Annotated in this window: 17 protein-coding genes; 15 read left to right on the plus strand and 2 right to left on the minus strand. The window is 43.2% G+C overall.

Features of this window, described 5'->3' with window-relative positions; genetic code table 11:
- Window positions 1–12: 12 nt before the first annotated feature.
- The 4 genes from N6H18_RS15475 (at window position 13) to fbaA (ending at window position 4,565) form a co-directional block, all read left to right on the plus strand.
- Entirely contained in the window at window positions 13–1,950 is a 1,938-nt protein-coding gene (locus N6H18_RS15475; RefSeq protein ID WP_262309187.1) for a gliding motility-associated C-terminal domain-containing protein, read from the plus strand.
- 12 nt (window positions 1,951–1,962) lie between these two features.
- Window positions 1,963–2,301, plus strand: coding sequence for a YbaB/EbfC family nucleoid-associated protein (locus N6H18_RS15480; RefSeq protein ID WP_262309188.1), 339 nt, complete (start codon window positions 1,963–1,965; stop codon window positions 2,299–2,301).
- Window positions 2,294–3,301, plus strand: coding sequence for a glycosyltransferase family 2 protein (locus N6H18_RS15485; protein WP_262309189.1), 1,008 nt, complete (start codon window positions 2,294–2,296; stop codon window positions 3,299–3,301). Before N6H18_RS15480 ends, N6H18_RS15485 begins: the two co-directional genes overlap by 8 nt.
- Before the next feature lie 199 nt (window positions 3,302–3,500).
- Entirely contained in the window at window positions 3,501–4,565 is a 1,065-nt protein-coding gene (gene fbaA / locus N6H18_RS15490; protein WP_323131519.1) for a class II fructose-bisphosphate aldolase, read from the plus strand.
- Window positions 4,566–4,637: 72 nt separating this feature from the next.
- Here the strand turns inward: fbaA and N6H18_RS15495 are convergent, their stop codons facing one another.
- Together N6H18_RS15495 and N6H18_RS15500 are read right to left on the minus strand one after the other, a co-directional pair.
- The gene (locus N6H18_RS15495) at window positions 4,638–5,609 is read right to left on the minus strand and encodes a mechanosensitive ion channel family protein (RefSeq protein WP_262309190.1); all 972 of its coding nucleotides are present in this window, start codon (window positions 5,607–5,609) and stop codon (window positions 4,638–4,640) included.
- A 2-nt stretch (window positions 5,610–5,611) separates the two neighbouring features.
- Window positions 5,612–8,584, minus strand: coding sequence for a hypothetical protein (locus N6H18_RS15500; RefSeq protein WP_262309191.1), 2,973 nt, complete (start codon window positions 8,582–8,584; stop codon window positions 5,612–5,614).
- A 197-nt stretch (window positions 8,585–8,781) separates the two neighbouring features.
- Between N6H18_RS15500 and N6H18_RS15505 the strand changes: the two genes are divergently transcribed.
- The 11 genes from N6H18_RS15505 to N6H18_RS15555 all read left to right on the plus strand — a co-directional run bounded on the left by N6H18_RS15505 (window position 8,782) and on the right by N6H18_RS15555 (window position 25,178).
- On the plus strand, window positions 8,782–9,438 hold the full coding sequence (locus tag N6H18_RS15505; protein ID WP_262309192.1) for a metal-dependent transcriptional regulator: 657 nt from the start codon (window positions 8,782–8,784) through the stop codon (window positions 9,436–9,438).
- Window positions 9,439–9,471: 33 nt separating this feature from the next.
- Window positions 9,472–10,482, plus strand: a complete 1,011-nt coding sequence (locus tag N6H18_RS15510) for a metal ABC transporter solute-binding protein, Zn/Mn family (RefSeq protein WP_262309193.1) — start codon at window positions 9,472–9,474, stop codon at window positions 10,480–10,482.
- Window positions 10,479–11,270 (plus strand): metal ABC transporter ATP-binding protein, encoded by a 792-nt coding sequence (locus tag N6H18_RS15515; RefSeq protein ID WP_262309194.1) that lies wholly within the window; start codon window positions 10,479–10,481, stop codon window positions 11,268–11,270. Before N6H18_RS15510 ends, N6H18_RS15515 begins: the two co-directional genes overlap by 4 nt.
- Complete coding sequence (locus N6H18_RS15520; RefSeq protein WP_262309195.1) at window positions 11,270–12,577, plus strand: metal ABC transporter permease; 1,308 nt, start codon at window positions 11,270–11,272, stop codon at window positions 12,575–12,577. The genes N6H18_RS15515 and N6H18_RS15520 overlap by 1 nt, the downstream gene beginning before the upstream one ends.
- On the plus strand, window positions 12,577–13,470 hold the full coding sequence (locus N6H18_RS15525; RefSeq protein WP_262309196.1) for a metal ABC transporter permease: 894 nt from the start codon (window positions 12,577–12,579) through the stop codon (window positions 13,468–13,470). The genes N6H18_RS15520 and N6H18_RS15525 overlap by 1 nt, the downstream gene beginning before the upstream one ends.
- 35 nt (window positions 13,471–13,505) lie before the next feature.
- The gene (locus N6H18_RS15530; protein WP_262309197.1) at window positions 13,506–14,384 is read left to right on the plus strand and encodes a DUF1571 domain-containing protein; all 879 of its coding nucleotides are present in this window, start codon (window positions 13,506–13,508) and stop codon (window positions 14,382–14,384) included.
- 258 nt (window positions 14,385–14,642) lie between these two features.
- Window positions 14,643–18,266 carry a pectinesterase family protein gene (locus N6H18_RS15535; RefSeq protein WP_262309198.1) on the plus strand — a complete coding sequence of 1,208 codons (3,624 nt, stop codon included), beginning with the start codon at window positions 14,643–14,645 and terminating at the stop codon, window positions 18,264–18,266.
- Between the two features lie 189 nt (window positions 18,267–18,455).
- Window positions 18,456–21,905 carry a pyruvate carboxylase gene (locus N6H18_RS15540; protein WP_262309199.1) on the plus strand — a complete coding sequence of 1,150 codons (3,450 nt, stop codon included), beginning with the start codon at window positions 18,456–18,458 and terminating at the stop codon, window positions 21,903–21,905.
- A 9-nt stretch (window positions 21,906–21,914) separates the two neighbouring features.
- Window positions 21,915–22,373: a hypothetical protein gene (locus tag N6H18_RS15545; protein ID WP_262309200.1), complete on the plus strand. Its 459-nt coding sequence runs from the start codon at window positions 21,915–21,917 to the stop codon at window positions 22,371–22,373.
- Window positions 22,374–22,426: 53 nt separating this feature from the next.
- On the plus strand, window positions 22,427–23,542 hold the full coding sequence (locus N6H18_RS15550; RefSeq protein WP_262309201.1) for an MBL fold metallo-hydrolase: 1,116 nt from the start codon (window positions 22,427–22,429) through the stop codon (window positions 23,540–23,542).
- A gap of 286 nt (window positions 23,543–23,828) precedes the next feature.
- The gene (locus N6H18_RS15555; RefSeq protein ID WP_262309202.1) at window positions 23,829–25,178 is read left to right on the plus strand and encodes a DEAD/DEAH box helicase; all 1,350 of its coding nucleotides are present in this window, start codon (window positions 23,829–23,831) and stop codon (window positions 25,176–25,178) included.
- Window positions 25,179–25,181 lie beyond the last annotated feature (3 nt).

A 25,181-nucleotide genomic window follows, 5' to 3' on the forward strand; every position in this document is an offset into this window, starting at 1 on the left:
CAGGTCTATCACTTGAATATTTTGCAGCATATCAAATCAATTTTACTGGCGTTCTTTATCGTTTGTATCCCTCAACTGGTCTCGGGACAATACGCTAGTATCCAGAATCGATTTTCTGTGGATTACATCAAAGGATGTACAGGATGGCAAGTCAATGTGACAATCAACGATCCAGGTGGAGTATTTCAATCTCCCAAATTTTACTACACAGGATTTGATCTGAACAAACTGCCCGAAACAGATCTATTTCACACCTATGACTCCCCTGGTGAATACTACCTCACCATGTTTGTGGACAACAAAACAGGTGAGTTTGAGAACAACCAACTGGATTCGATATTGGTAGAGGTAGTTGCTCCAGCAGAACCTTCATTCATCATCCACAATTGCGACGATCATCATGTCAAAGTGCAAATTGATGACGATTACTATGATAGCTACAAAGTAAACTTCACCGCGACCGATTCTGAAATTGTCAACCCCAACTCCTTCTCCAATTCCTACGATTATGGTGCACAGGGAGACTATCGCATCGATGTACAAGGTCTGTTTGTAGATGCATCCCCCAATTGTACAGTACTCAATAGAGGTTTTACCTCCGTTGATAAGATCGTCGATCCAATCATCACCTCTGTGGAGACACAAAAGAACCACCCCAAGACAGGCAACGTCCAAATGGCACATACCTTGGGAGAAAACTCCATCTACCACCTATATCAATCGGACAATAACAGTTCTTCCTTTGACACACTGCAATCTGTGACTGGAGCAGAAACACTCATCGACCAACTCAACACAACCAACAATTATTACTGTTTTCAGATCAAAACCTATGATGCCTGCCATGATGTCAATATTCCATCCAACATCATTTGCACGGTACGTTTCAATGTTAAATCCAGTGATGATGGCAACTTGATTGAGTGGAAAACCGACGAAACCCAGGCTGATTCTTACAATGTTATCCGAAACGATGCACTACTCCAAAATATCGCTGACCCCTTAGTCAAATCGTTCAACGACACTGCTGTGATCTGCAAGAGAGAATACACCTACAATGTCCAAACCGTCTATACTGTAGGCTCATCTCTTGCCTTAGATACTGCCATCATAGCCTCCCAATCTGGAGAACTCCCCCCTATCACGAGTTATCCGATTTCTAGTATCAATCTTGAAAACGAAGTAGTACTCAACTGGTCTGCACCCAACACGGGAGATATCCCATTCAGACAGTACATCGTTCAAAAAAACATCAACAATCGTTCGTGGAGATACCTTGCGACAGCCAAGGACACCACCTACATAGACGATGATGCAGATTTTTTCGGAACACATTCCTATCGTATCACCTATGATGATGACTGTGGCAATGAAGCCACACCATCGCCATTTACTAACCCGATCATTCTCAAACAAACTGCCGCCCGAGGAAAAATCGTAAGCTACGAGTGGAACAAGTACGAGACTTGGACCGAAGGCATCAGAAAATACACCATCGAAAGAATTGACTCTGCAGGCAATGTACTGGAAGAGTACCCTGTACTAAGTGGTAGACAAAAAGATATTGAGTTTGCAGTCAATGATTTGGAAGAAAAGTACATAAGAGTACGCGCAGAATCTCTGGACGAAGAACCAAAGTTTACCTATTCCAATGTCATTGAATCCAGGTTAAAAACCCAAATGTACTTGCCCAAGGCTTTCACACCCGATGGAGACAATTTGAATGATCGTTTTGTGGCAAAGGGGCCCGCCGTATTCGATTTCCATATGGAGATATACAATCGCTGGGGCATACTCATCTACCAAACCTCAGATTTGCTCAATGGCTGGGATGGCACCATCAAAGGCGACAAACAACTAGAAGGCACCTACATTTACAAGATATATTTTAAAGATGGAGTTGGAAAAAATTACAATCAAACCGGCTCTTTTTTGTTGTTACGCCACTGATATACACATGCTATGTTTGATATGATGAAAATGATGGGCAAGATCAAGGAAGTTCAATCCAAGATGAAGGAAGCTCAAGAAGAACTTGCCCAAATAGAAGTAGAAGGAGAATCTGGTGCTGGACTGGTCAAAGCACTGGTCAATGGACAAAAAAAATTGCTCAAAGTAGAAGTAGATGAGTCTTTGGTCAATACCGCTGACAAAGATGTCTTGCAAGACCTGATCGTAGCAGCAGTCAACAAAGCCAGTGCAGAGGCGGATACACTGGCCAAAGAATACATGAAAAAGCACACGGATGGATTGATGCCTAACATCCCAGGCTTTGACCTTGGCAATATGTTTAATGGCTAAAACCGCGGTTGTCATACTGAACTACAATGGTGTAGACTATCTCCGACTATTTCTACCCACAGTAGTCAAATACAGTCAAGAAGCGGATGTCATCGTCGCAGACAATGGCTCCACTGACGCCTCGTTGGATTACCTCAGAGAGAATCACCCTGATCTGAGACTGATTGCTTTTGAGAAAAACTATGGCTTTACTGGAGGTTACAACAGAGCCATCGAACAAATCGATCATACCTATTGTGTCTTACTCAATTCAGACATAGAAGTGACGCCTGGATGGATCCATCCCATCATCAACTTCATGGATCATGATACACAAATCTCCGCATGTCAGCCCAAAATCAAAGCATTCCACGACAAGCAGTATTTCGAATATGCTGGTGCTGCAGGTGGTTTCATAGATAGCTTATCCTACCCCTATTGCCGAGGTAGAATCTTTGATACTTTGGAGAAAGACATGGGTCAGTATGACCAAAATTTGGAAATATTCTGGGCTACAGGTGCAGCTATGTTTGTGCGCACCGAAGACTACAAGAAACTGGGAGGATTGGACGAAGATTTTTTTGCGCACATGGAAGAAATCGATCTCTGCTGGAGAATGCAACTGTCTGGCAAACAGATCTATTGTATTCCTGAAAGTGTCGTCTATCATGTCGGTGGCGGCACACTAGCCAAAAGCAACGCCCGAAAAACCTATTACAATTTTCGCAACAACCTCTCCATGCTTTTCAAGAATGAGGGAATACTCGACTTGATTTGGAAACTTCCCCTACGTATGGGACTAGACTGGTTGTCTGCCATTAAGTTCTGGAAAGACAACTCCGCAGAACACTTCTGGGCAGTACTCAAAGCACACAGAGATTTCATCATGCGACTTCCCTACAACATCAACAAAAGAAAATCTATCACCCGGCTGCCTGGGGTATCTACTAGGATCAAAAGACAAGGCTTTTTACCCTATCTCTATTTCGTCAAAAAGATCAGGCACTTTTCTGAGTTTTAATGAAAGGCAAGCAGTACTCCTTGCATGGCAGCATTGCTTCGTTTTATTAGCTCCATTTTATGAGATTAAACTATTCATGGTGGTTTCAAATGCAGCGAATTAACTTAGAATCCCCAAGGATATTGAGTTCTAATAGGTAATATATCTTAGTACAAATACATATATTTGCCCTGCATATCAATTAATTAATATTACAAATATGAAATTTAAACCAGGGGTACTAACAGGAGATGAAGTTAGCGAATTATTAAGGTACGCGAATGAAAACCAATTCGCATTGCCAGCTGCCAACGTAATTGGAAGCAGTTCTATCAATGCTGTATTAGAAACTGCGAGAGATTTACAGTCACCAGTGATGGTGCAATTCTCAAACGGAGGAGCAATATTCAATGCAGGAAAAGGACTATCAAATGAAGGTGAAAAGGCAGCGATTGCAGGAGCAGTAGCTGGTGCACACCACGTACACATGATGGCAGAGGCCTACGGTGTAACTGTTATCTTAAATACAGATCATTGTGCTAAGAAATTATTGCCATGGATTGATGGCATGTTGGATGCAAGTGAAGAGTTTTTCGCCAGAACTGGAAAATCACTTTTCTCTTCTCACATGATCGATTTGTCAGAAGAACCAATCGAAGAAAACATCGAAACTTGTAAAAAATATTTGGCGAGAATGTCTAAAATGGGCATGACGCTAGAAATTGAATTGGGTATCACAGGTGGTGAAGAAGATGGTGTAGACAACTCTTCTGTAGACGAGTCAAAGCTATACACTCAACCAGAAGAAGTAGCTTATGCTTACGAAGAACTAGGCAAAATAAGTGATAAATTTACGATAGCAGCTGCTTTCGGAAACGTACACGGTGTGTACAAACCAGGTAACGTCAAATTGACTCCTAAAATTCTAAAGAACTCTCAGGATTTCATCCAAAAGAAATACAATACAGGTCATAACCCAGTAAACTTTGTATTTCACGGTGGATCAGGATCCAGCAGAGAAGAAATCAGAGAAGCGATTTCTTACGGTGCGATCAAAATGAACATCGATACTGACTTGCAGTGGTCATACTGGGATGGTATCAGAAGATACTACGAAAACAAAAAGGAATATCTACAAGGACAAATTGGTAACCCTGAAGGTGCTGATGCTCCAAACAAGAAAGTATATGATCCTAGAGTATGGACAAGAGCTGCTGAGCAATCATTGGTAACAAGATTGAAAGTTGCTTTCGAAGACTTGAACAACGTAGGTACCAACAAGTAAGAATGTTGTGAACATAAGAAAACAAAAAAGGACTCATGTGAGTCCTTTTTTGTTTTCTTATGTTATAATCATCTATTTATTCGTTCCAGGCATAATCCCTTCTTCGATCAGTTTTTTGATCACAATCTCTGTCATTTCACTCATGAACTTAAACTCATCTCGGATATCCAATACGTAGGCTTTGAGACGCATTTTATATATGACAGTATTGTGCTTGATATCATTGACAAAAATCACTGTAATCGGTTTATTGACATAAACATATTTGGATACTTGGGCAGCTTGTGTAGCAATGGCACGAACCTTTATCGTATCGACATCTATAGGCAGATATATCTCTGCTACCACCTGACAATTGGGTTCACCTGAATTGGCATTGGAGACCGCCTTGTTCATGATTTCACCATTAGGAATCGAAACAAGACTATCGTCTGGTGTGAGAATGCGGGTAGAACGCAAACCAATCTCTACGACCTCTCCATAGTGATCCCCCACTTCGATCTTGTCTCCCGCATTGAATGGCCTGTCAAATAGAATCATGATCCCTCCAAATATGTTCTTGAGTATGTCCTGTGAAGCAAAACCTACGGCTACTCCTACAGAAGCAGAAAATGCCAAAATGGTGGTAGCAGGTGGCTGAAAAACGCCCATCACAATGATAATGATGATAAATACCCATCCCAGTATCTTCACCACAGGAATCAAACTCTTGATGGTGATCCTGTACTGAGTGCTCTTTTCTGCTAGTAGCTCCAAGATCCTCGAACTGAATTTGATCGCAAAATACCCCATTACAATCAAGGTCAAAGTCCAGAAAATCTCAGATAACGACACAAACTCTCCTAAATCTGGAGGTCCATCTACCAATTTTTTAATACTCTCTCCTTCCGATTTTGTAGATTGATTAGCTGTATCCTTTTTAATTGAGGTATTGATGACGTTATCAATCTCCTGCATAGCCTTGTCCACTTTGGAGCTATCCTGACCTACTGCTATTCCACTCAAAACCAAGAGAAAAAGCACTATGTACAATAATCTGTTCATAATTAATGGATTAAATTCTTAGACTTGAGCAAGTTGATCATACCCCGATACACAATCGGATTGATGACATAAACAGATTTCTCTTGAAAAATCACCCCATCCTCCAGCAGTGCCAAGATCATGAGCTGGCAGCTGGACTGTGGTCGCATCAATACCTCACTCACCTGAGATACAGTCAAACCATCATGAAGAATCAGGGCATGTAGCATGTACACTTTTTCCATATCCAATGATTTCAGGAAGTTCAGGTTGGGATGCTGAAACGTGCCAATTGTGATCATGTTGTTTTCTATTGTCTTGGTAGAGAGCAACCAGAAAATCAAAGCCATACTTACGTTGCTTTTGGCAAAGTCATTGAGTTCGTCAAAGAATTTCTGTTTCAATCTCGACTGTTGCTCTGCCTCCGTCATTTTGATGAATTTCTTGTCAGACATCCATGAAGTGTCAGGTTCAAATCGGATGTTGTAACCGCTAATTTTGTTTCGCTTCCATACGATATTGATGATTTGCTGGCTGGTCATGTCACCGAGTTCGATGATGTAGCTAAAATATTCATCTAAGCGTATTGTACGTTGTAGGTACATCCAGCTATAGATGGTACTGGTAGTAATCCAAAAAATATGATGGCCCGTCCTGCTTACCAAATGAGACAAGGCTAATAGGCCTGCAAAACCATCCACCTTGCGCAAAAACAAGTTTTGTAAATCTTCCAAGATCATGACTCTCTTAGGACCCTGGTTGAAATAGTCCACAAACTCATCCATGGTAGTCAACGAATCCTTTTGCACGATCTCTCTCATCAAGGCATAAAAATCTTGTTCGGAGGACAGGTTCTGCTCAAAAGCATATCTAGTGATAGAGTATGAAAAACCAGCTTCTTTCACCGCATGGTTGATGAAACTAGTTAAACCACCCCATTTCTCTCCAAGCACAACCGTAGCGCCATACCTGCCCAACTTCCAGTTCTCAAAAGCTGCCACCAATTGTTCATGCTCTTCTTCCCTACCCTCAAACAATTCCATGTCTTCGAGAGGTTCGATGTGAAACAGCCGTTGATAGACCACTGGTAACTTGGCCAGTGCCATCCGTGACTCATGGAGAAAATCAGAAACCTGCTTGGTCAGCTCTGGTTTACCAGCCGTCAGGATAAACCTACCGCTCCAGCGCTTCAAGAACATACGCACAGTTGTGGCGGCTTCTCTGGTATAGGTCAACCACTTGACGCTCTGTGTCTTGATTTGGTCCTGAATCTCTGTACGCATTTCCATGGCAGACATGGCAGCCTTCGCCTTGGTGATTCTGAGCTTGAGTTCTCGAGTATTTTCGTTCTCAGTGAGTGCTATGAGACTGGTACAAAAGTCCATTACTACGACTTCCAATTCTTGGATATTGACATGGAGGGCTTCTTCGAGCTGACGCCTAATATCCCTCAATCTAGCAGAGGCACGTTTGAACCCTTCGGTAGCGATGGCCAACACTTCTTTGTCTTGCTTGCCTTCTTCTAGGGCCGCTATGGCCGACGACAAGCTAAACGTAATGATATGATCGAGATCCTTGGCGTCATCAGCAGCCTTTTCTAAGGCAGAAAACAATTGTGCTTTTCGCCTTGCCAATTCATTCTCAAATACAACCAGGGTTTCAAAGGTGATCAACTCATTGATTGAAATCTTGGTAAAATCATCCTCACGCAGTGGACGATCATAAGTACCTGATTTTACCACGATATGCTCATCAGACAACTCTTCTACGATTTGACAAACGGTGACTTCTAGTTTGTCGATGCGATTCACAATCGTTTGGTTAGAAAGCTTCTCGCAGAGCTGAGGCACCCAATCTTTGTCAAGCTGCTTGACTGTTTGGTAGTTGATCCGCTTGAGTTCTTTTTGAATCGACTCGTGCTTTTGTTCCAAAGAATCCAAAGCTTCTTGAATAAATCCCTCTATTTGGTCAATATCAGGGTCAATGTATTCTGCCAGCTTGTTGGTTTGGATCTCTTTAAAATCTTCCAACTCAGCCAAGGTTTTGCAACGAAGTGTGTCTATATCCAAATCCGATCGCCAATCCTCAAAAAGAGCATAAATGGTATTCTTCCACTGTACATTGTTGGCTTGCCACTTGGCTTCAGATTCCTTTCTCTGCTTATCAGTTTTGGCTGCAGTCAGTTTACTACTGGGCAACTCTATGGTACCTGCTTTGGAATACTCTCTGATGAAAGACTGCTTGCGCATCATCATCAGCTGGCTCAATTTCTGATTGACATCAATCAAAATTTGTTTCTTGAACTCCAAAACTTGCTCTCGCATCGTAGAAGGTTTGACTGCCAACTGATTCCCATCCAATGAGGCAGTCTCTTGCCAAGTTTTCAATGTCAGGTATTCCTTGATCAAACTACCAAAAAACAGATTGGTAATTTGTTTCAAATCATCAAGCAGAAATGAATGATAATGGCGGATTACCAAATATTGATAAGGTACGGTCTGCCGCCAATTGTGAAGCTCTCGCTTCTCTTTGACAAACAAATTGAACGACTTAGTAGGAAGTTGACCAAGCGCCAAAAAAATTCTCTTGAGTAATTTGATCCCTTTGATTCTAAGACTATCATTGACGAAACTATGGTAACGATCGTTACTCTGTGTCATGACTACTTTGGAATCTACCAGCCCAAACAAATCTTCCAAACTCTCCATCAAAGTGGGATATAGCTCCCTAATGGTTTTCACTTCGGGAAGATCCCACATTTCATCTATCAATTCATGTAGCAAATCATTGCGTACAGCGATCTCTTCATAAGCATTGTTGACCACTGCGTTCTCGTCATTGCTGACAACTTTGATGATGGCCAACATGTTTTCACACTCAGCATTGATTTGTTCCTCAAGAGGCAACAATAGATATTGACGTAGTTGATCGTCTACTTTTTGAAATATATCGTCATGGGTCAGGCTCATAAATCCAGAAAGAAAATCATGGTTCATCTATGTCGACGAACTTATGTAAAGTACATGAATCCTAAGCGATCTCAAAAAAGGTAGTCAACGAATTGTTACAATAGTTTAGAAATATATAAACCAAAAGGAAAAGGGTCGATCCTTTTCCAACAATGAACATCAAAACAAATTTTTAGATATATCTAAAAATATTTCTACCTTTGACTGATTCAAACCATGATTGCATGCTCAGTTACGCAGAAGAAAATTATCTCAAGGCCATCTACCACCTATCCGAATCTGGAAGACATGCTGTCAGCACCAATGCCATCTCAGAAGTCCTCAAGACCAAACCTGCCTCAGTCAGTGACATGATCAAAAAGCTCAGTGACAAGGGTTATGTATCTTATCAAAAATACAAAGGTGTCAATGTCTCCGCCAAAGGCAAAAAGTCAGCACTACAGGTGGTGCGAAAGCATAGGTTATGGGAGGTATTTCTAGTGGACAAACTACAATTCAAATGGGACGAAGTACACGATATTGCCGAACAGTTGGAGCACATCAAATCTCCTGTTTTGGTCAAAAAGCTAGATGCCTTTTTGGGATTTCCAAAAATAGACCCACATGGTGACCCGATCCCAGACGAAAATGGGGAGATTGTGATCGGAAAAAAAATACCACTCACAGATGTGAAATTGGACAAACAAGTCATCGTGACTGGAGTAGAAAACTCAGAATCTAACTTTCTGGCGCATCTAGACAAAATTAATATCTCCCTAGGATCTAAAATCACTGTCAAGGACATCAATGCCTTTGATGGGTCGATGCAAATAGAAATCCTAGGCTATCCTAACCTATTTATATCCAAACAAGTAGCAGACAATCTGCTAGTTACTGAATAATTATATATGATTCAAGACCAAAAAAGCTACCATATGAACAAAGGAGACCTGCATGCCGCAGGCAAGAAGGCTATGCCTAATCGCTTAGATTTCTCCTATCGTCGAAATGACATAATTAACCGAAATCGAGTAGCAAGCATACTGTTTTCTTTTCTCATCCTTATAGGTCTAGCTTCTTGCAAACCAAAAGCCAACGAGAAACCAACTGGCATCATCAATATCGTGACTACCACTGGTATGATCTACGACGCAGTGATCAACATCGGTGGAGAAAAAGTCACGGCACAAGCGCTCATGGGGCCAGGCGTAGATCCGCATCTCTACAAAGCCACACAGGGCGACCTGCAAAAATTGAGAGAAGCAGATATTGTATTCTACAATGGCCTGCACTTGGAGGGAAAAATGGGAGAAGTATTCGAAAAACTAGCCAGAATCAAGCACGTAGAAGCGGTCAGTTCCATCATTCCAGACAGTCTGTTGAGAGAAAGTGAAGCATTTCAGGGGACCTACGATCCTCATATTTGGTTTGATGTCAAGCTGTGGTCTCGCGCAGTAGAATCAGTCAGCTCCTACTTGATCACCTATGACGAGGCAAATGCCAGCTACTACAGCAACAATGCTAAAAGATACCTTGCACAGCTGGATTCATTGGATCAAGCCGTACGATCAGCCATCGCTACGATCCCTAAAAACCAAAGAGTGTTGATTACGGCGCACGATGCTTTCGGCTATTTCGGAGATGCCTACGACATAGAAGTCCAAGGTTTGCAAGGCATCTCTACCCTATCCGAGCCTGGACTAAAAGACATCACCCAGCTGGTCAACTCCATCTCTTCGAGTCAGATCAAAGCAGTCTTTGTAGAGACCTCTGTATCAAAAAAAGCCATCAACGCTGTAGTAGAAGGTTGCCGAGAAAAGGGTCATGAGATCGTGATCGGGGGCAACTTGTACTCTGATGCCATGGGACCTTTTGGACAGTTCGAAGGCACGTATATCGGCATGGTACACACCAATGTTCAGACCATCGTAAACGCACTGAAATGATAGTTAACGTAGAAAATCCCATTCTCGAAGTACACGACCTTACGGTAACCTATAGTCGCAAACCCGTGCTATGGGGTGTAGACATGACACTACCCAAAGGTTCGCTAGTTGGTGTCATCGGCCCCAACGGAGCTGGAAAATCAACCTTGATCAAAGCCATCATGGGTTTGGTTCCGCTCAGCAGTGGTTGGGTGGAGTTGTTTGGCGGTTCGCTCAAAGAGTTCAGAGGCAAGGTCAGCTATGTACCGCAAAAGGAATCTGTGGATTGGGACTTCCCTGCCTCGGTCAGAGATGTAGTCGTCATGGGCAGGTATGCCAAAGTGGGTCTATTCAAACGCCCACGCAAGGCGGATTACGAAGCGGCAGACTATGCCATCGAGCAAGTAAAAATGAAGGATTATGCACACCGCCAGATCAGTCAATTGTCAGGTGGTCAGCAGCAGAGAGTCTTTTTAGCAAGGGCCTTGGCTCAGAACGCTGATCTTTATTTCATGGATGAGCCATTTGCTGGCGTAGATGCCGCTACAGAAAAAGCCATCATAGGCATCCTCAAGCAAATGTCTGCACAGGGCAAAACAGTAGTAGTCGTTCATCATGACCTACAGACAGTCACCAAGTACTTCGACTGGGTAGTACAGCTCAATACCCGTCTCGTAGCTTCTGGACCAGTGGATCAGGTATTCACCCAAGAATTATTGCAAGAGACCTATGGAGGTAAATTGACCATCCTCTCAGACGTAGGACAGTTGCTGAAGAAACAAGATTTTCCAACCAGAGACGTAACCTAATGGATGATTTGATTGCTTTCTTTTCGTTTCAAGACCCCAATGTCCGGTATGTCGCGGCTGGTTCTGTTTTGCTGGCGGTGAGCTCTGCTTTGGTGGGTTGTTTTACTTTCCTTAAGAAAAAAGCCTTGGTCGGTGATGCTGTTGCACACTCCGTGCTGCCAGGTATCTGTCTTTCCTTTTTGCTCACAGGAACCAAAAACCCATTTTACCTTATCATAGGTGCATTTGTGACGGGTTGGTTGGCTCTGGTACTGATCGACTACATCACCCGATCCAGCAAGATCAAAGAAGATACATCGATAGGTCTGATTCTGTCGGTGTTCTTCGGGATTGGCATCTTGCTACTCACGATGATTCAGCACTCTGGCAATGCCGCCCAAACTGGACTGGATTCTTTTCTCTTTGGCAAGGCAGCAGCCTTGGTAGGTCAAGATTTGATCGTTTTCAGTGCAATCAGTATCTTGTTGGTCATTGTGGTCTTTCTTTTTTACAAAGAACTTGCACTTATTTCCTTTGATGAGAATTTTGCCAAGTCCATTGGGTATCCCGTCAAGAGACTGGAACTCGTCTTGACAACTCTCACGGTCTTGGCGGTGGTGACTGGCATACAGGCTGTGGGGGTCGTGTTGATGGCGGCCATGCTGATTACTCCTGCTGCTGCAGCTAGGTTCTGGACAGATCGCTTGGGTGTCATGCTGTTGATTGCAGCTGTATTTGGGGCAATCTCAGGTATCTCTGGTGCATTTATCTCCTACACCGCTCCAGCCATGCCTACGGGACCATGGATTGTATTGGTCGTTTCTATGCTGGCCTTGATTTCTTTCTTTGTCGCTCCAGGCAAAGGCATATTTTACAAAATCTATCGCCAATACCAGATCAGGAAAAGAATTTTGAGTGAAAATATCCTGAAGCTGTTTTACCAATTGTCAGAAGAAGATGGAGATCATCAAAAATCAAGAAACATTGAGGAGCTGCGGACTAAGCGTCCCATCGAACTAAAAGCCTTGAAAAAAGGCCTAAGACGACTGCTGCTGCAAGGCTACCTGCGCATCAACGACAACAAATGGAGTCTCACCACTGAAGGCAAAATCAAAGGACAGCGTATCGTCAAATTGCACCGTCTGTGGGAAGTATACCTCACCCAATATTTGCGTATAGCTCCTGACCATGTGCATGAGGATGCTGATAATATCGAGCACATCTTGACACCAGAGTTGGAGAGTCGCCTAGAAGCTCTGCTGCAGTATCCAGCTAGTGATCCGCACAGCTCAGCGATCCCTTACGACCAAAATATGACTAAAAACTAATGGATTCATTCTACATCATAGCGACAGGTTCTTTGGTGGCCATCTCATGTGGACTCTTGGGTTGTTTTCTGATCTTGAGGAAAATGGCCATGGTCGGAGATGCCATCTCCCATGCCGTCCTACCTGGTATCGTCATTGCATTTTTGATCAGTGGCAGCAGGGACTCCTTTACTATGTTGATTGGTGCAGGCATCATCGGCGTATTGACAACCTTTCTCATCGAGTTTTTTCACAAAAAAGGCAATCTGCAATCCGATGCTTCTATTGGTGTGACTTTCACTTGGTTGTTTGCATTGGGAGTCATTTTGATCTCCGTGTTTGCAGGTGAAGTGGATCTCGATCAAGACTGTGTCTTGTATGGCGAGATTGCTTATGTACCATTGGATCTGTGGATTGGGACTAACGGGGTGATTTATGGCCCAAGACCTCTGTATGTAACAGGTGGAGTCTTGCTGATTGTGCTGTTGTTCATCACCTTGGGTTATAAGGAACTCCATGTCACTACCTTTGACCCAGCTTTTGCCTCAGCGATTGGGATTTCTACTGCCCTGTGGCACTACTTGCTCATGAGTGCTGTGTCGTTGACCACTGTGGCTTCTTTCGAATCTGTAGGGGCAATCTTGGTTGTAGCCTTGTTGATTGCTCCTCCTGCTACCGCCTATCTACTCACCGACAACTTCAAGCGCATGTTGGGTATCACAGTCATATTGGGTGTACTGGTATCCTTTACAGGCTACTATCTGGCAGTATGGCTAGATGGATCGATTGCGGGTGCTATGTCCACCATGGCAGGTGTATTCTTTACCTTGGCCTTCATCTTCTCTCCTGTCGATGGCCTCCTAGCCAAGCAAATTGCCAGAAGGAAGGAAAAATCGGTAAAGAGCTTAGTTTAAGCAGGCTCTTTACCGATTTCTTCTATCTTGCCGCAATGAAAAAAAAATGTACTGAAGTCGGTTGGAGAATAAAGTATTTTAGACTCCTCCTATGGGTACTCTTTATAGGTTCATCTCATGTGACTCTGGCACAAACAGGCTATGAACTGGCGCAAAACATGTTCAGCGCCGCTAAGTCTGTTTCATCCATGAAGTTTACCATGAAGAAGACTGAGCGTGTAGATGGTAAACTTCTGATACAAGTCAGTAAGGTCAAATTATCTATCAATCCATACAAAGTATACACAAATCAACAAGAACCTAACAAAGGATTAGAAGTGCTCTATTGTGCAGGTCTCAATGATGGAAAAGCTTTTATCAACCCCATTAGCTTTCCATGGATCACTCTCAAACTAGACCCTACGGGAGACATCATGCGCACCAATCAACATCACACCATTCAAGACAGTGGATACAAACTAGTCATGTCGATCCTAGAACACATCGTGAATAAATATGGTGAAGAATCTAAAACCATGATAAGCAAAATTAATTCCACCCAATGGGAAGGCAAGGACTGTTATGCCATAGAGTTGAAGAATCCCTACTTTAAGTACATAGAGTACACGGTTAAAAATGGAGAGACTTTGGTCTCCATCGAGAATCGTTTAAAATTGAGCGGTTTTATGATATTGGAGAAAAACAAACTGGATCAAGACTATGATCAGGTAGTCCCAGGCATGACACTGTGGATACCTACGGATTATTCACCTCACATGATTATATACATGGATAAGTTAAACTATCTCCCTGTGATGATGAAGATATTTGACGACCAAGGCTTGTTCGAATTGTATGAATATTTGGATGTCCAAATCAATCCTGTATTCAGCAAAAACGAGTTCTCTTCTGATTTTCCAAGCTACGGATTTTGAGACAACGAATCCTTTTCATCTCAAAAGCCAAACCTAAATCCTGTCGTATATGTATCTGGCTTTCCCATGAGTTCCATGATTTGATTGTTCAAAGTTTTTTCTCCTCTAGCACAAATAGTGTAGCAATTGTTAATTAGTGAATACTCCTGAGTAAGTAGAAAACTCATATTTATCGAAAATATCAAATGCACCTACCAAGCCATTTCGTGATGGATTGTTGAGCGCAAATGATACATAAGATAACTGAAAGACTAAATTATGAGCAAAAAAACTTACTTATCAATTGTGTTGATATGGTTGGGGATCGCCCTGACCTATGGACAAAATACCAACGCACAGACCTATGATTTTAGGGTTGAAGAAAATGTGGTCGATGGACAGACCATTGATGAATTAGTAGCATTTACAGGGAACTATTCTTACCATGGGGGAACTTATGGATTGAATCTCAAAGTAGATGCTGAAATCAATATCGCCGTAGAGGGGAGTTGTACAATTACTTTTTTGGGTTCTGTACACTCTAGTCTGGATGTGATGGGAACAGCAGTGACTGAAGGTGACTTAGGTACCAAAGCTGGAAAGGTTGACACTGATGTAGTCGATACTTACAGCTTCGATTACATAGGCGATGCTACCACGTTGAACTTTAAGACAATAGCTGCAACAGGAAATGACCTATATCTACCCACGATCTCCATCGAATATGCTCCAGCAGTGGCAGAACTAAATGGACTAACAGAAGTTTGGGATTTTGGCGCAGAGCAGTTGAACGAAGAACTCTATATCAACAACCTGAATGTAGACGTGATGAATGCATGGTTTCCTGGAGTTGATCCTGGGACAAGAGCTCAAAATATAGGAGGGTTTACCAATGGGGTATTGACATTTGTGGGTGTTGCAGGTAGTGATAGAATCAGAACTACCAACGAGTTACTAACCCGTACTGATGAAAACATTAGTGATAATGGAACTGGATATACTGGCCGTCTTTATATCAACTCATCAGCCAAACGTGACCGTTACTTGAGTTTGTATTTGAGCGAAGATGACGAAGTGACCATTGTGAGTCGAGCCGATGCAGCAGGTAATTTGGTTTTTGAGTACATGGGTGATCCAGAAGCTCAAACCGATATTTTTGCATTGACCACCACTCCTACTCCATATAGTTTTGTTGCCAAAGAGACTGGAGAATATCAAATCTATGATAACCTAGGCAAGCCTAGCTACTACAGAATCTACCACAAGAATGCGGACTATTATACTTTGACTGGAACAGTGGATGTGACGGATGCAGCGTCTATTCCTGATGGTTACCAGATATCGTTTACCAATGAGGCTGGAAAGGAGTGGTTGGCAGATGTTGACGCAGGTTCTTATAGCGTTGATCTTCCATCTGGCTATAGCTATGATTTGGACCTGGTCGGAGCGAATGGCTATGTGATCAATACAGGAAAAACCATTGCAATCGATGAAACAACGACAACTTTCGATGTAGCCATAGTGGAAGTGAGTTTGAATACCGTGACTGGATCGATTACAGGTTTGGGAGAAAATATCTCAACTCTGAATTTAGAGTTCACGGATCAATCCGAAGGAAAATCTTATGTACCTGTGCCGGTTATAGATACAGAAGCAGGAACTTATCGTGTTGATCTTGAGATCAACAGCACATACACGATAGCCGCCCTAGGAGTCAATGACTTTTCATTGGAAAATACCAGTATCAGCATGGCAGAAGAAGCAGCCACATTGAATCTGACATTTACAGAAAAACCGCGTCATGCTGTAACGATCGCTGCTCCTTTCTTGAATCAGGAGCAGTTGACAAAGTTGCGTTTGACCTTCAGTAACTTGCATGAAGCAGGGTATGAATATGGTTTTGATGGTACCGAAGGCATCGCTTTGAGAGATGGGACCTATGCTGTGTCTTACGATGGACTGGATGAGTATGCAGTCGAATTGGCATTGACCTCTAACTTGAAAGTAGAAGGAACTGTAGTGAGTAAAACCCTGTCTTTTGAACCGGTTACCAATTGGTCATTTGATGACAAAATCATAACTAACGCGACTGCAGCCTACAAGGGCTTGGTCCTGACAGGCAATATTGCCAACGAAATAGCCAAAGGTCATATTACTGCCAAACCAGAAGCAACCATCCAAGTACCTGTGTCAGTGGGTCAGAAGGTAACAGTGAGCTATTACTATTCAGCTGACCTTTCATTTGACGGAGGAGAGGCGATCACGACTGCTACCAGTTCTACCAATACTGCTGAGTCAGCACAGTTCATCTACGCAGGTACCGAAGCAGGTATGGTGACGATTACCATAGGTAGCGGAGCGGGCACAACTTATATCTCAGACATTACAGTGTCTGATGTAGTAGCATATGCAGAGGTGATTACAGTAGGTACAAACAAAGACTATCAAACCATCAATGAGGCATTAAATGCGGTCGCTGCAATGAACCGCTCAAATGGAGAGAGAGTTACGATCATGATTGATCCAGGAAACTATGAAGAAATGCTGGTTGTCAATCAGGCCAATGTCACCTTGAAGAATGCCGCTGCTACACCAGATATCGCTTTGAAAGATGCGGGTGTTGGAATCTCTGACAATGCCGTCCGAATCACTTCTTACTACGGTCATGGTTACAGCTACTATAGCATGAGTTCAGACCAAAAATGGCATGCAGATGTATTGGCAGTCAACAGAGCCAACGGTCAATTGTCTTATGAGAATGTAGGTTCTGGTTCAGACAAAGGTTCATATTGGAACGCCACAGTGGTCGTGAGTGCCAGTGGGTTCGAAGCAGAAAACATCATTTTTGAGAATTCTTTCAATCAATACATTTCACAAAAGGAATCAGAAGATGTCGTAGTGATGTGGGCATCAGGAGGAAAAGGTGAGCGCCCAACTGATGCTGGTAATACTGCTGTTCAAAACAAAAGCTTTGTGGAGCGTGCTGCCGCCATTTCCATCACCAACAATGTAGACAAGGTGTTTTTGAAGGAATGTCGTGTGGTTGGTCGTCAGGATTCATTCTATGGAGGCAAGGGCTCAAGAGTGGCTGTGTACAAAGGAGCCATGATGGGTGGTACGGATTACCTATTTGGTGGTATGACTGCTGTGTTTTACAAATCTGATTTGGTCATGAACACCAGCGCTGACAAAAATGATGTCTCATACCTCACCGCAGCACAGCAGGAAAGTGGAAGAGGCTACTTGATGTATGCGTGTACAGTTACCTCTGCAGAGCCAGGTACAGAGACAGCATCTACCGAGAGATCCAAACCAGGGTACTTCGGACGTCCTTGGCAAGCTGCTACGAGTGAAGTTGTATTCTTCAATACCACCGTTGAAACTTCTGATTTTGAAGGATCTGAAGGCAAGTCATTGATCATTCCTGTTGGGTGGCTGAGCTCTTTGGGTGGTGAATCTCCTAAGATGTATGAGTTTGGCACAATCGAGGAGTCAGGAGAAGACAATCAATCTGTCCGTGCATCTTGGTCTACCGTGTTGTCAGGAGGTACGCTTGCTGATGCAACAGAAATTACACCTTTCAATTTTACCAAAGGCAATGATGATTGGGATCCATTTGCCCTATTGATCGAGCAAGAAGAGGAAGAAGAGGTGGAAGAACCTGAAGTATTGGAAATCCCAAACGATAAGCTGACTGCTACACATATTTACGCTTTTGAAAATGAAATTTATGTTTCCAATGTCAACTCATTGACCCAAGTTCGTGTGTACAACATGATGGGGAGATTGGTAAAGACTCTGGAAACCAAGGAGAATACAAGTTTTTATCTCAACAACGGTTTGTGGATTGTGAGAGTACAATCGGCTGATGGTCAAAAAGCCGCAAAAGTGCTAACGCGCTAAAGCGCATCAATTACGGACGAGAACTGAGGGTTTCAATATTTGAAACCCTCTTTTTTTGTTTGCAATTCAAAACAGTATTTGTAAATTCCTCTGAATGAGGTTTTTCAGAAAAACCTCTCTTTAACCTGTACTTTAGAACAATTGAAGCTTATTTTTACTTTTTATTTACCTTAATCACCTACATCCTCCATGGATCATCTCAAGAATTTGAAACCAATCAAAAAACTCCTAGTAGCTAACAGAGGAGAAATTGCCATCAGAATTTTACGAGCAGCGAGTGAGCTCAACATCCGTACGGTTGCGATGTACACCTACGAAGATCGCTATTCACTGCATAGGTACAAGGCAGACGAAGCTTATCAGATTGGTGCCAATGATGCGCCTTTGAAACCCTACTTGGATATTGATGAGATCATTTCAGTGGCGAAAAACAACGGTGTAGATGCCATCCATCCAGGCTATGGTTTCTTGTCCGAAAACGTGACTTTCGTCCGAAAAATCCAAGAAGCTGGGATGATCTTCGTCGGACCAGATCCAGAGGTCATGGAGCGTCTGGGTGACAAAGTAGCTGCCAAGAAAATCGCGATCAGCGCCAATGTGCCGATCATTCAGGACAGTGAAGAGGATATCAACTCCGTAGAGATCGCGATGAAGGAGGCCAAGCGAATCGGATTCCCTGTCATGGTCAAGGCAGCAGCAGGTGGTGGAGGTCGTGGCATGCGTGTGGTGCGAGAAGAGTCGCAGTTAGCGCGCCTATTCCAAGATGCCCGCAAAGAGGCTTTGAATGGGTTTGGAGATGATACGATATTCATCGAAAAGTTCATCGATGACCCTAAACACATCGAAGTACAGATTCTTGGAGACAGACATGGTAACTTGATTCACTTATTTGAAAGAGACTGTTCCGTACAACGGAGGTTTCAAAAAGTAGTCGAGGTAGCTCCTTGTATTTCAATCAAAAAAGAAACAAAAAGCAAACTGTATGAGTACGCACTGAGCATCACCAAATCAGTCAACTACAGCAATGCAGGTACCGTGGAATTCTTGGTGGACAAGGATGAAAACATCTATTTCATAGAAGTAAACCCAAGAGTACAGGTAGAACATACCATCACCGAAGAAGTGACTGGTATAGACATTGTGCGCTCGCAAATCTTGATTGCGATGGGACACAAACTATCCGACAAAGAGATTTTCATCAAGTCGCAAGAAGACGTAGTTTGTCAAGGCTATGCCATCCAGTGTAGAATCACTACCGAAGATCCTGCCAACAATTTTAGCCCTGACTATGGTCGCGTGATTGCCTACCGCAGTGCCAGTGGTTTCGGAATCAGGTTAGATGCAGGCAACTGCTACTCTGGTGTAAATATCTCACCATTCTTTGACTCCATGTTGGTGAAAGTGAGTGCCTGGGGCAGGACACTCGAAGGAGCTTCTCAGCGCCTGAGCAGAGCACTCAAAGAATTTAGAATCCGAGGTGTCAAAACCAATATCGGATTTTTGAACAAAGTCATTACACACCCTGATTTCTTCACAGGACATGCGACGGTCAGATTCATAGAGGATCACCCTGAGCTCTTCGATATGCCTAGGAGACGCGATAGCGGCACCAAATTGCTGAGATACTTGGGCAATGTGGCTGTCAATGGCAACCCTGATGTTAAAAAAATTGACAAAACGAAAGTATTTAGACAACCGCAGGTGCCTGAGTTTGATAGATTAGGCCCATACCCAGAAGGGACTAAAGACAAGCTCACCGCACTAGGTAGAGAAGGTTTTGTGGATTGGCTCAAGAAGGATACCAAGATCCATTACACAGATACCACTTTCCGTGATGCACATCAGTCGCTGTTGGCTACTAGAATGCGTACACAGGACATGCTCAAAGTAGCAGAGGGCTATGCCAAGAATCATCCAAACATCTTTTCGATGGAAGTATGGGGAGGTGCCACCTTTGATGTCTGCATGCGTTTCCTCAATGAAAACCCTTGGGAGAGATTGCAATTGTTCAGAAAAGCAATGCCAAACGTGCTGTTACAAATGTTGCTCCGAGGTTCTAATGGCGTAGGTTACAAAGCATACCCTGACAACCTTGTAGAGAAGTTTATCGAAAAATCATGGGAGAATGGCATGGATGTATTCAGGATTTTTGATTCCCTCAACTGGATAGAAGCCATGAAGGTAAGCATCAAGGCAGTCAATGAGCGCACAGGAGCATTGGCCGAAGGTTGCATCTGCTACACAGGTGACATATTAGATAAAAACACCAAGTACAACTTGGATTACTACCTCACATTGGCACGACAGCTAGAGGATGAAGGAGTCCACATGCTAGCCATCAAAGACATGGCGGGCTTGCTCAAGCCACGCAGTGCTGAGTTGCTAATCACAGAGCTGAAAAAGGCCATAGATCTACCAATCCATCTGCACACACATGATACTTCGTCCATCCAATCTACAACCTACTATTCAGCAGTCAATGCGGGTGTAGATGTGGTAGATTTGGCCATGGCATCCATGTCTGGATTGACTTCTCAGCCCAACTTCAATTCTTTCCTTCATGTGATGAAAGGGCATGAAAGAGAGCACGATATGGGTATTCAGTCTTTGAACCGATACTCCAACTACTGGGAGGATGTGCGAGAGTACTACTATCCATTTGAGTCTGGATTGAAGGCCGGTACTGCTGAGGTCTATGACCATGAAATCCCAGGAGGACAATACAGCAATTTGAGACCACAGGCTGAGTCTCTAGGGCTTGGTGATCGTTTCCAAGAGGTCAAGAAGAACTATGCAGTCGTCAACAAGATGTTTGGTGATTTGGTCAAAGTAACGCCATCGTCTAAGGTCGTAGGTGACATGGCCATCTACATGACATCTAACAATCTGACACCTGAAGATGTACTGACCAACAAGTCTTTGGCCTTCCCTGAATCTGTTGTGAGTTTGTTCAAAGGCGAATTGGGACAACCTGCTGGAGGCTTCCCTATGGATTATTCCAAAGCCATTCTGAAAGGAGAAAATCCATTCACCGAAAGACCCAATGCACACCTCAAACCGATTGATTTCGAGAAGGAGATGAAGGCCTTTCAGGCAGAATTTGATGAGTACTGTGATGAATTGGACTTCTTGTCATTCAAGCTTTATCCAAAGGTCTTTAAAGATTTCTACAACAGGTGGAAGATGTTTGGAGAGGTGATGAAATTACCTACCAAAGCGTTCTTCTTCGCCATGAAAGAGAACGAGGAGATCTTAGTTGATCTTGAAAAGGGAAAATCGATCATCATCAAATTCTTGTACAAATCTAAACCAGATGAAACAGGACAATGTGACGTCTATTTTGAGCTCAATGGACAAACAAGAATGATCAGAGTATTGGATCAAAAGCAAACCGCTACCAAACCGATCAACCAAAAAGCGGAAAGTGACAATCAAGTGGGCGCACCGATCCCTGGCAAGTTGCTAGAAGTCAGGGTAAAAGCAGGAGACAAAGTCAAGGACAATGATCCTCTGTTTGTCATAGAAGCCATGAAAATGGAGACGACCATTACGGCGACTCAAACAGGTACAATCAAGACCGTCTACCTCACCAATGGTAGCTTGGTAGAGTCCAATGATTTGGTCATTGATTTTGAATAAAATAAGAACATGAAAAAGAAATACCTCATCATAGCTGCCATGACGATCATGGCAGCATGTACTACTCAAAAACCAGAACCTGTCAGTATCGAGTTTAACCAGCTTAAATCTGAAGTCATAGAGGTTCATGACATAGCCATGGAGCAAATGGGCGTGATCATGAAGCTAAAAGGTGAATTGAAAGCCCAACTTGATACTGCAGCGATAGATAGTACAAGCATCCAAGCGATAGCTGATCTGGAAGCAGCCCATGAGGGAATGATGGTCTGGATGCGAGGATTTGCCGATGCCTTCTCAGGCGACGTTTTGGCCAATGGCTTGCCTGCCAATTTCGAGACAGAAGAAGAACGCAAAGAAGCAGAATCAGCACTGGAAAAAATAAAAGAACAACAAGCATCAGTCCAGCGTATGAACGAGGAGATTCAGGCGAGCATTGCTCAAGCTCAGACCATATTGGCACAAGAATAGGTTGCTCCACTGCGTCTGAAAATTCTAAACCCTTGGTTAAAAAAACTTTCTTCATGTTATTGATTTTCATCGCATCGACAATTGGCTTGATGGTCATACTTGTTTTTCTATTTGTGCAACTGAGTCCTGAGTTTGGAGGCAAAGTCAGTGAAGCTCATAAGGCAGAGTACGAAAAATTGGATCATTACAAAGACGGCACCTTTGTAAACCTCATACCTACCAGTATGGACATGAGCTTCACCAAATTTATGAGTATCATGAGAGATCAGTTCTCGTCCAAGACACTCAAAGCACCAACCAAAGCCATCATTCCCCTCAAATTAGATTCTCTGGACATAGCCGAGAATCATCAGACGAGAATCACTTGGTTCGGACATTCTGCACTGTTGCTAGAGATAGATGGCACCAAGATTTTCATTGATCCGATGTTGGGAAATGTCCCTGCTCCCCACCCTATGTTGGGTAAAAAGCGCTTTGTGGAGGACTTACCCATTGCTATTGAGCAATTGCCACATTTGGATGCTGTGATTATCTCACATGATCATTATGATCACCTAGACTATGGCTCAATCCAAAAGCTGAAGGGTAAGGTGGATAAGTTCTACGTCCCCTTGGGCGTAGATGCACACTTGATCGCATGGGGAGTGGAGAAAAGTAAAATCGAAGCTTTGGATTGGTGGGAAGAAACAAACCTGTTTGATATTCAATTGGCATTTACACCCTCTCGTCATTTTTCTGGCAGAGGCTTGACAGATCGTAACAAGTCACTTTGGGGTTCTTGGGTAATAAAGGGGAAAAACGAAAACATCTACTTCAGTGGAGATGGAGGTTACGGCCCTCATTTCAAAGAAATTGGAGAGAAGTATGGTCCATTTGATTTCGGAATGATCGAGTGCGGCCAGTACGACACACGATGGGACGAGATACATATGATGCCAGAGGAAAGTGTGCAAGCAGGGATAGATGTACAAGCCAAAGTCATCATGCCTATACATTGGGGAGCGTTTGTATTGGCATTTCATGATTGGAGAGAACCTGCAGAAAGAGCAATCAAAAAGGCGGATGAGTTGGGGATTCCTATCATCACGCCAGAGATTGGACAGCCCTTCATAGTCAGTGCCTTGGACATGCAGTTCCCTCATTGGTGGGAGAACTTACAAGCCAACTGAGTTTTCGAAATTTGATATCAATATCATACCTATCTGAAGCAACCACATGCATTCGATTTGGTTATGTAAAGAGGACTTATGATCCTCCAAAAGGCAAAAAAACCTTCAAAGGTTCTCTTTTCAAATCATAGACATAATGAATGGCAAACTAAACCCTTCAAGAAAGCCCTTGAAGGGTTATTCAAATTCGAACTTAGGCTGATAATATCCTGAATTGTAAGGTCTCATATCTAAAACCTAGCTTCTAATACCAATATATGGCTAGATTTGCCGAAATGTTTGTTGAATGAGTACTTTTGAAAATCTAAATCTGTCCAAACAACTGCGTCATGCCATCGATGACCTAGGGTTTGATAGCCCCACCCCCATACAAGAAGCCGCCTTCCCTGCCGTCCTATCAGGTCAAGACTTGGTCGGTATTGCCCAGACTGGTACGGGCAAGACCTTTGCCTACATGCTACCACTTTTGCAGCAGTTAAAATTTTCTAAACAAATCACACCTAGAATACTGATCCTCGTCCCTACACGAGAGCTTGTAGACCAACTCGTCTCCAACATAGATAGTTATACCAAGTACATCAACATTCGTGTCATGGGTGTCTATGGAGAGTCCAACATCAACATCCAAAAGCAAAATCTGGCCCTAGGCATAGACATCTTGGTAGCCACTCCAGGGCGATTGTACGACTTGGCGATCAGCAAAGCAGTCAACCTAAGAGACATCAGCAAACTGGTGATCGACGAGGTAGATGTCATGTTGGATTTAGGATTTCGTCCGCAGTTGATCAACATCTTTGATCTCCTACCTACCCGAAGACAGAACATCATGTTCTCAGCAACCATGACTGACGAGGTTGACATACTCATTGATGACTTCTTTGTCACACCCAATAGGATCGCCATCGCGGTGAGTGGTACACCGCTAGAAAACATCTCGCAGCAGTGCTATGCAGTCAAAAACTTCCATACCAAAGCCAACTTGCTGGCAGAATTGCTCGCTGACAAAGAAACATTTAACAAGGTCTTGGTTTTTGTATCGAGCAAGTCCATCGCGGATCGTTTGTTTGATAGGCTAGAGCATGGATATGGTGCATCCATCTGCATCATACACTCCAACAAATCTCAGAATTACCGAATTCGTTCGGTGCAGGATTTTGAAGAGGGAACCAAAAGAATATTGATCGCAACAGACGTAATCGCCAGAGGTTTGGACTTGGATAAAATCTCACATGTCATCAATTTTGACGCCCCTGCCTATCCAGAAAACTACATGCACAGAATCGGTCGTACGGGTCGTGCCGCTCAGAAGGGCAATTCCCTCCTTTTCTACACCGAAAAGGAAGAAGCAGCGAAACAGGCGATTGAAGAATTGATGAAATACAAAATCCCAGAATTGGACTTCCCAGAACAGGTCGAAATATCCAATGAGCTCATTCCAGAAGAACGCCCCCGCATCATTGAGAGCAACTACAACCGAAACCTGAAACTCAAAGAAGCTGTCGAACCTCAAGAAAAACTAGAGAAAAATAAAAAAGTCAACCTAGGAGGATCATACAAAATCAAATTGGCAGAGAAGTACAAAAAGCCACGAAGAAGAGGTGACAAAAATCAAAACAAGAATAAAAAAAGACGCTAGAAA

The organism is Reichenbachiella agarivorans, assembly GCF_025502585.1.
GTDB lineage: Bacteria > Bacteroidota > Bacteroidia > Cytophagales > Cyclobacteriaceae > Reichenbachiella > Reichenbachiella agarivorans.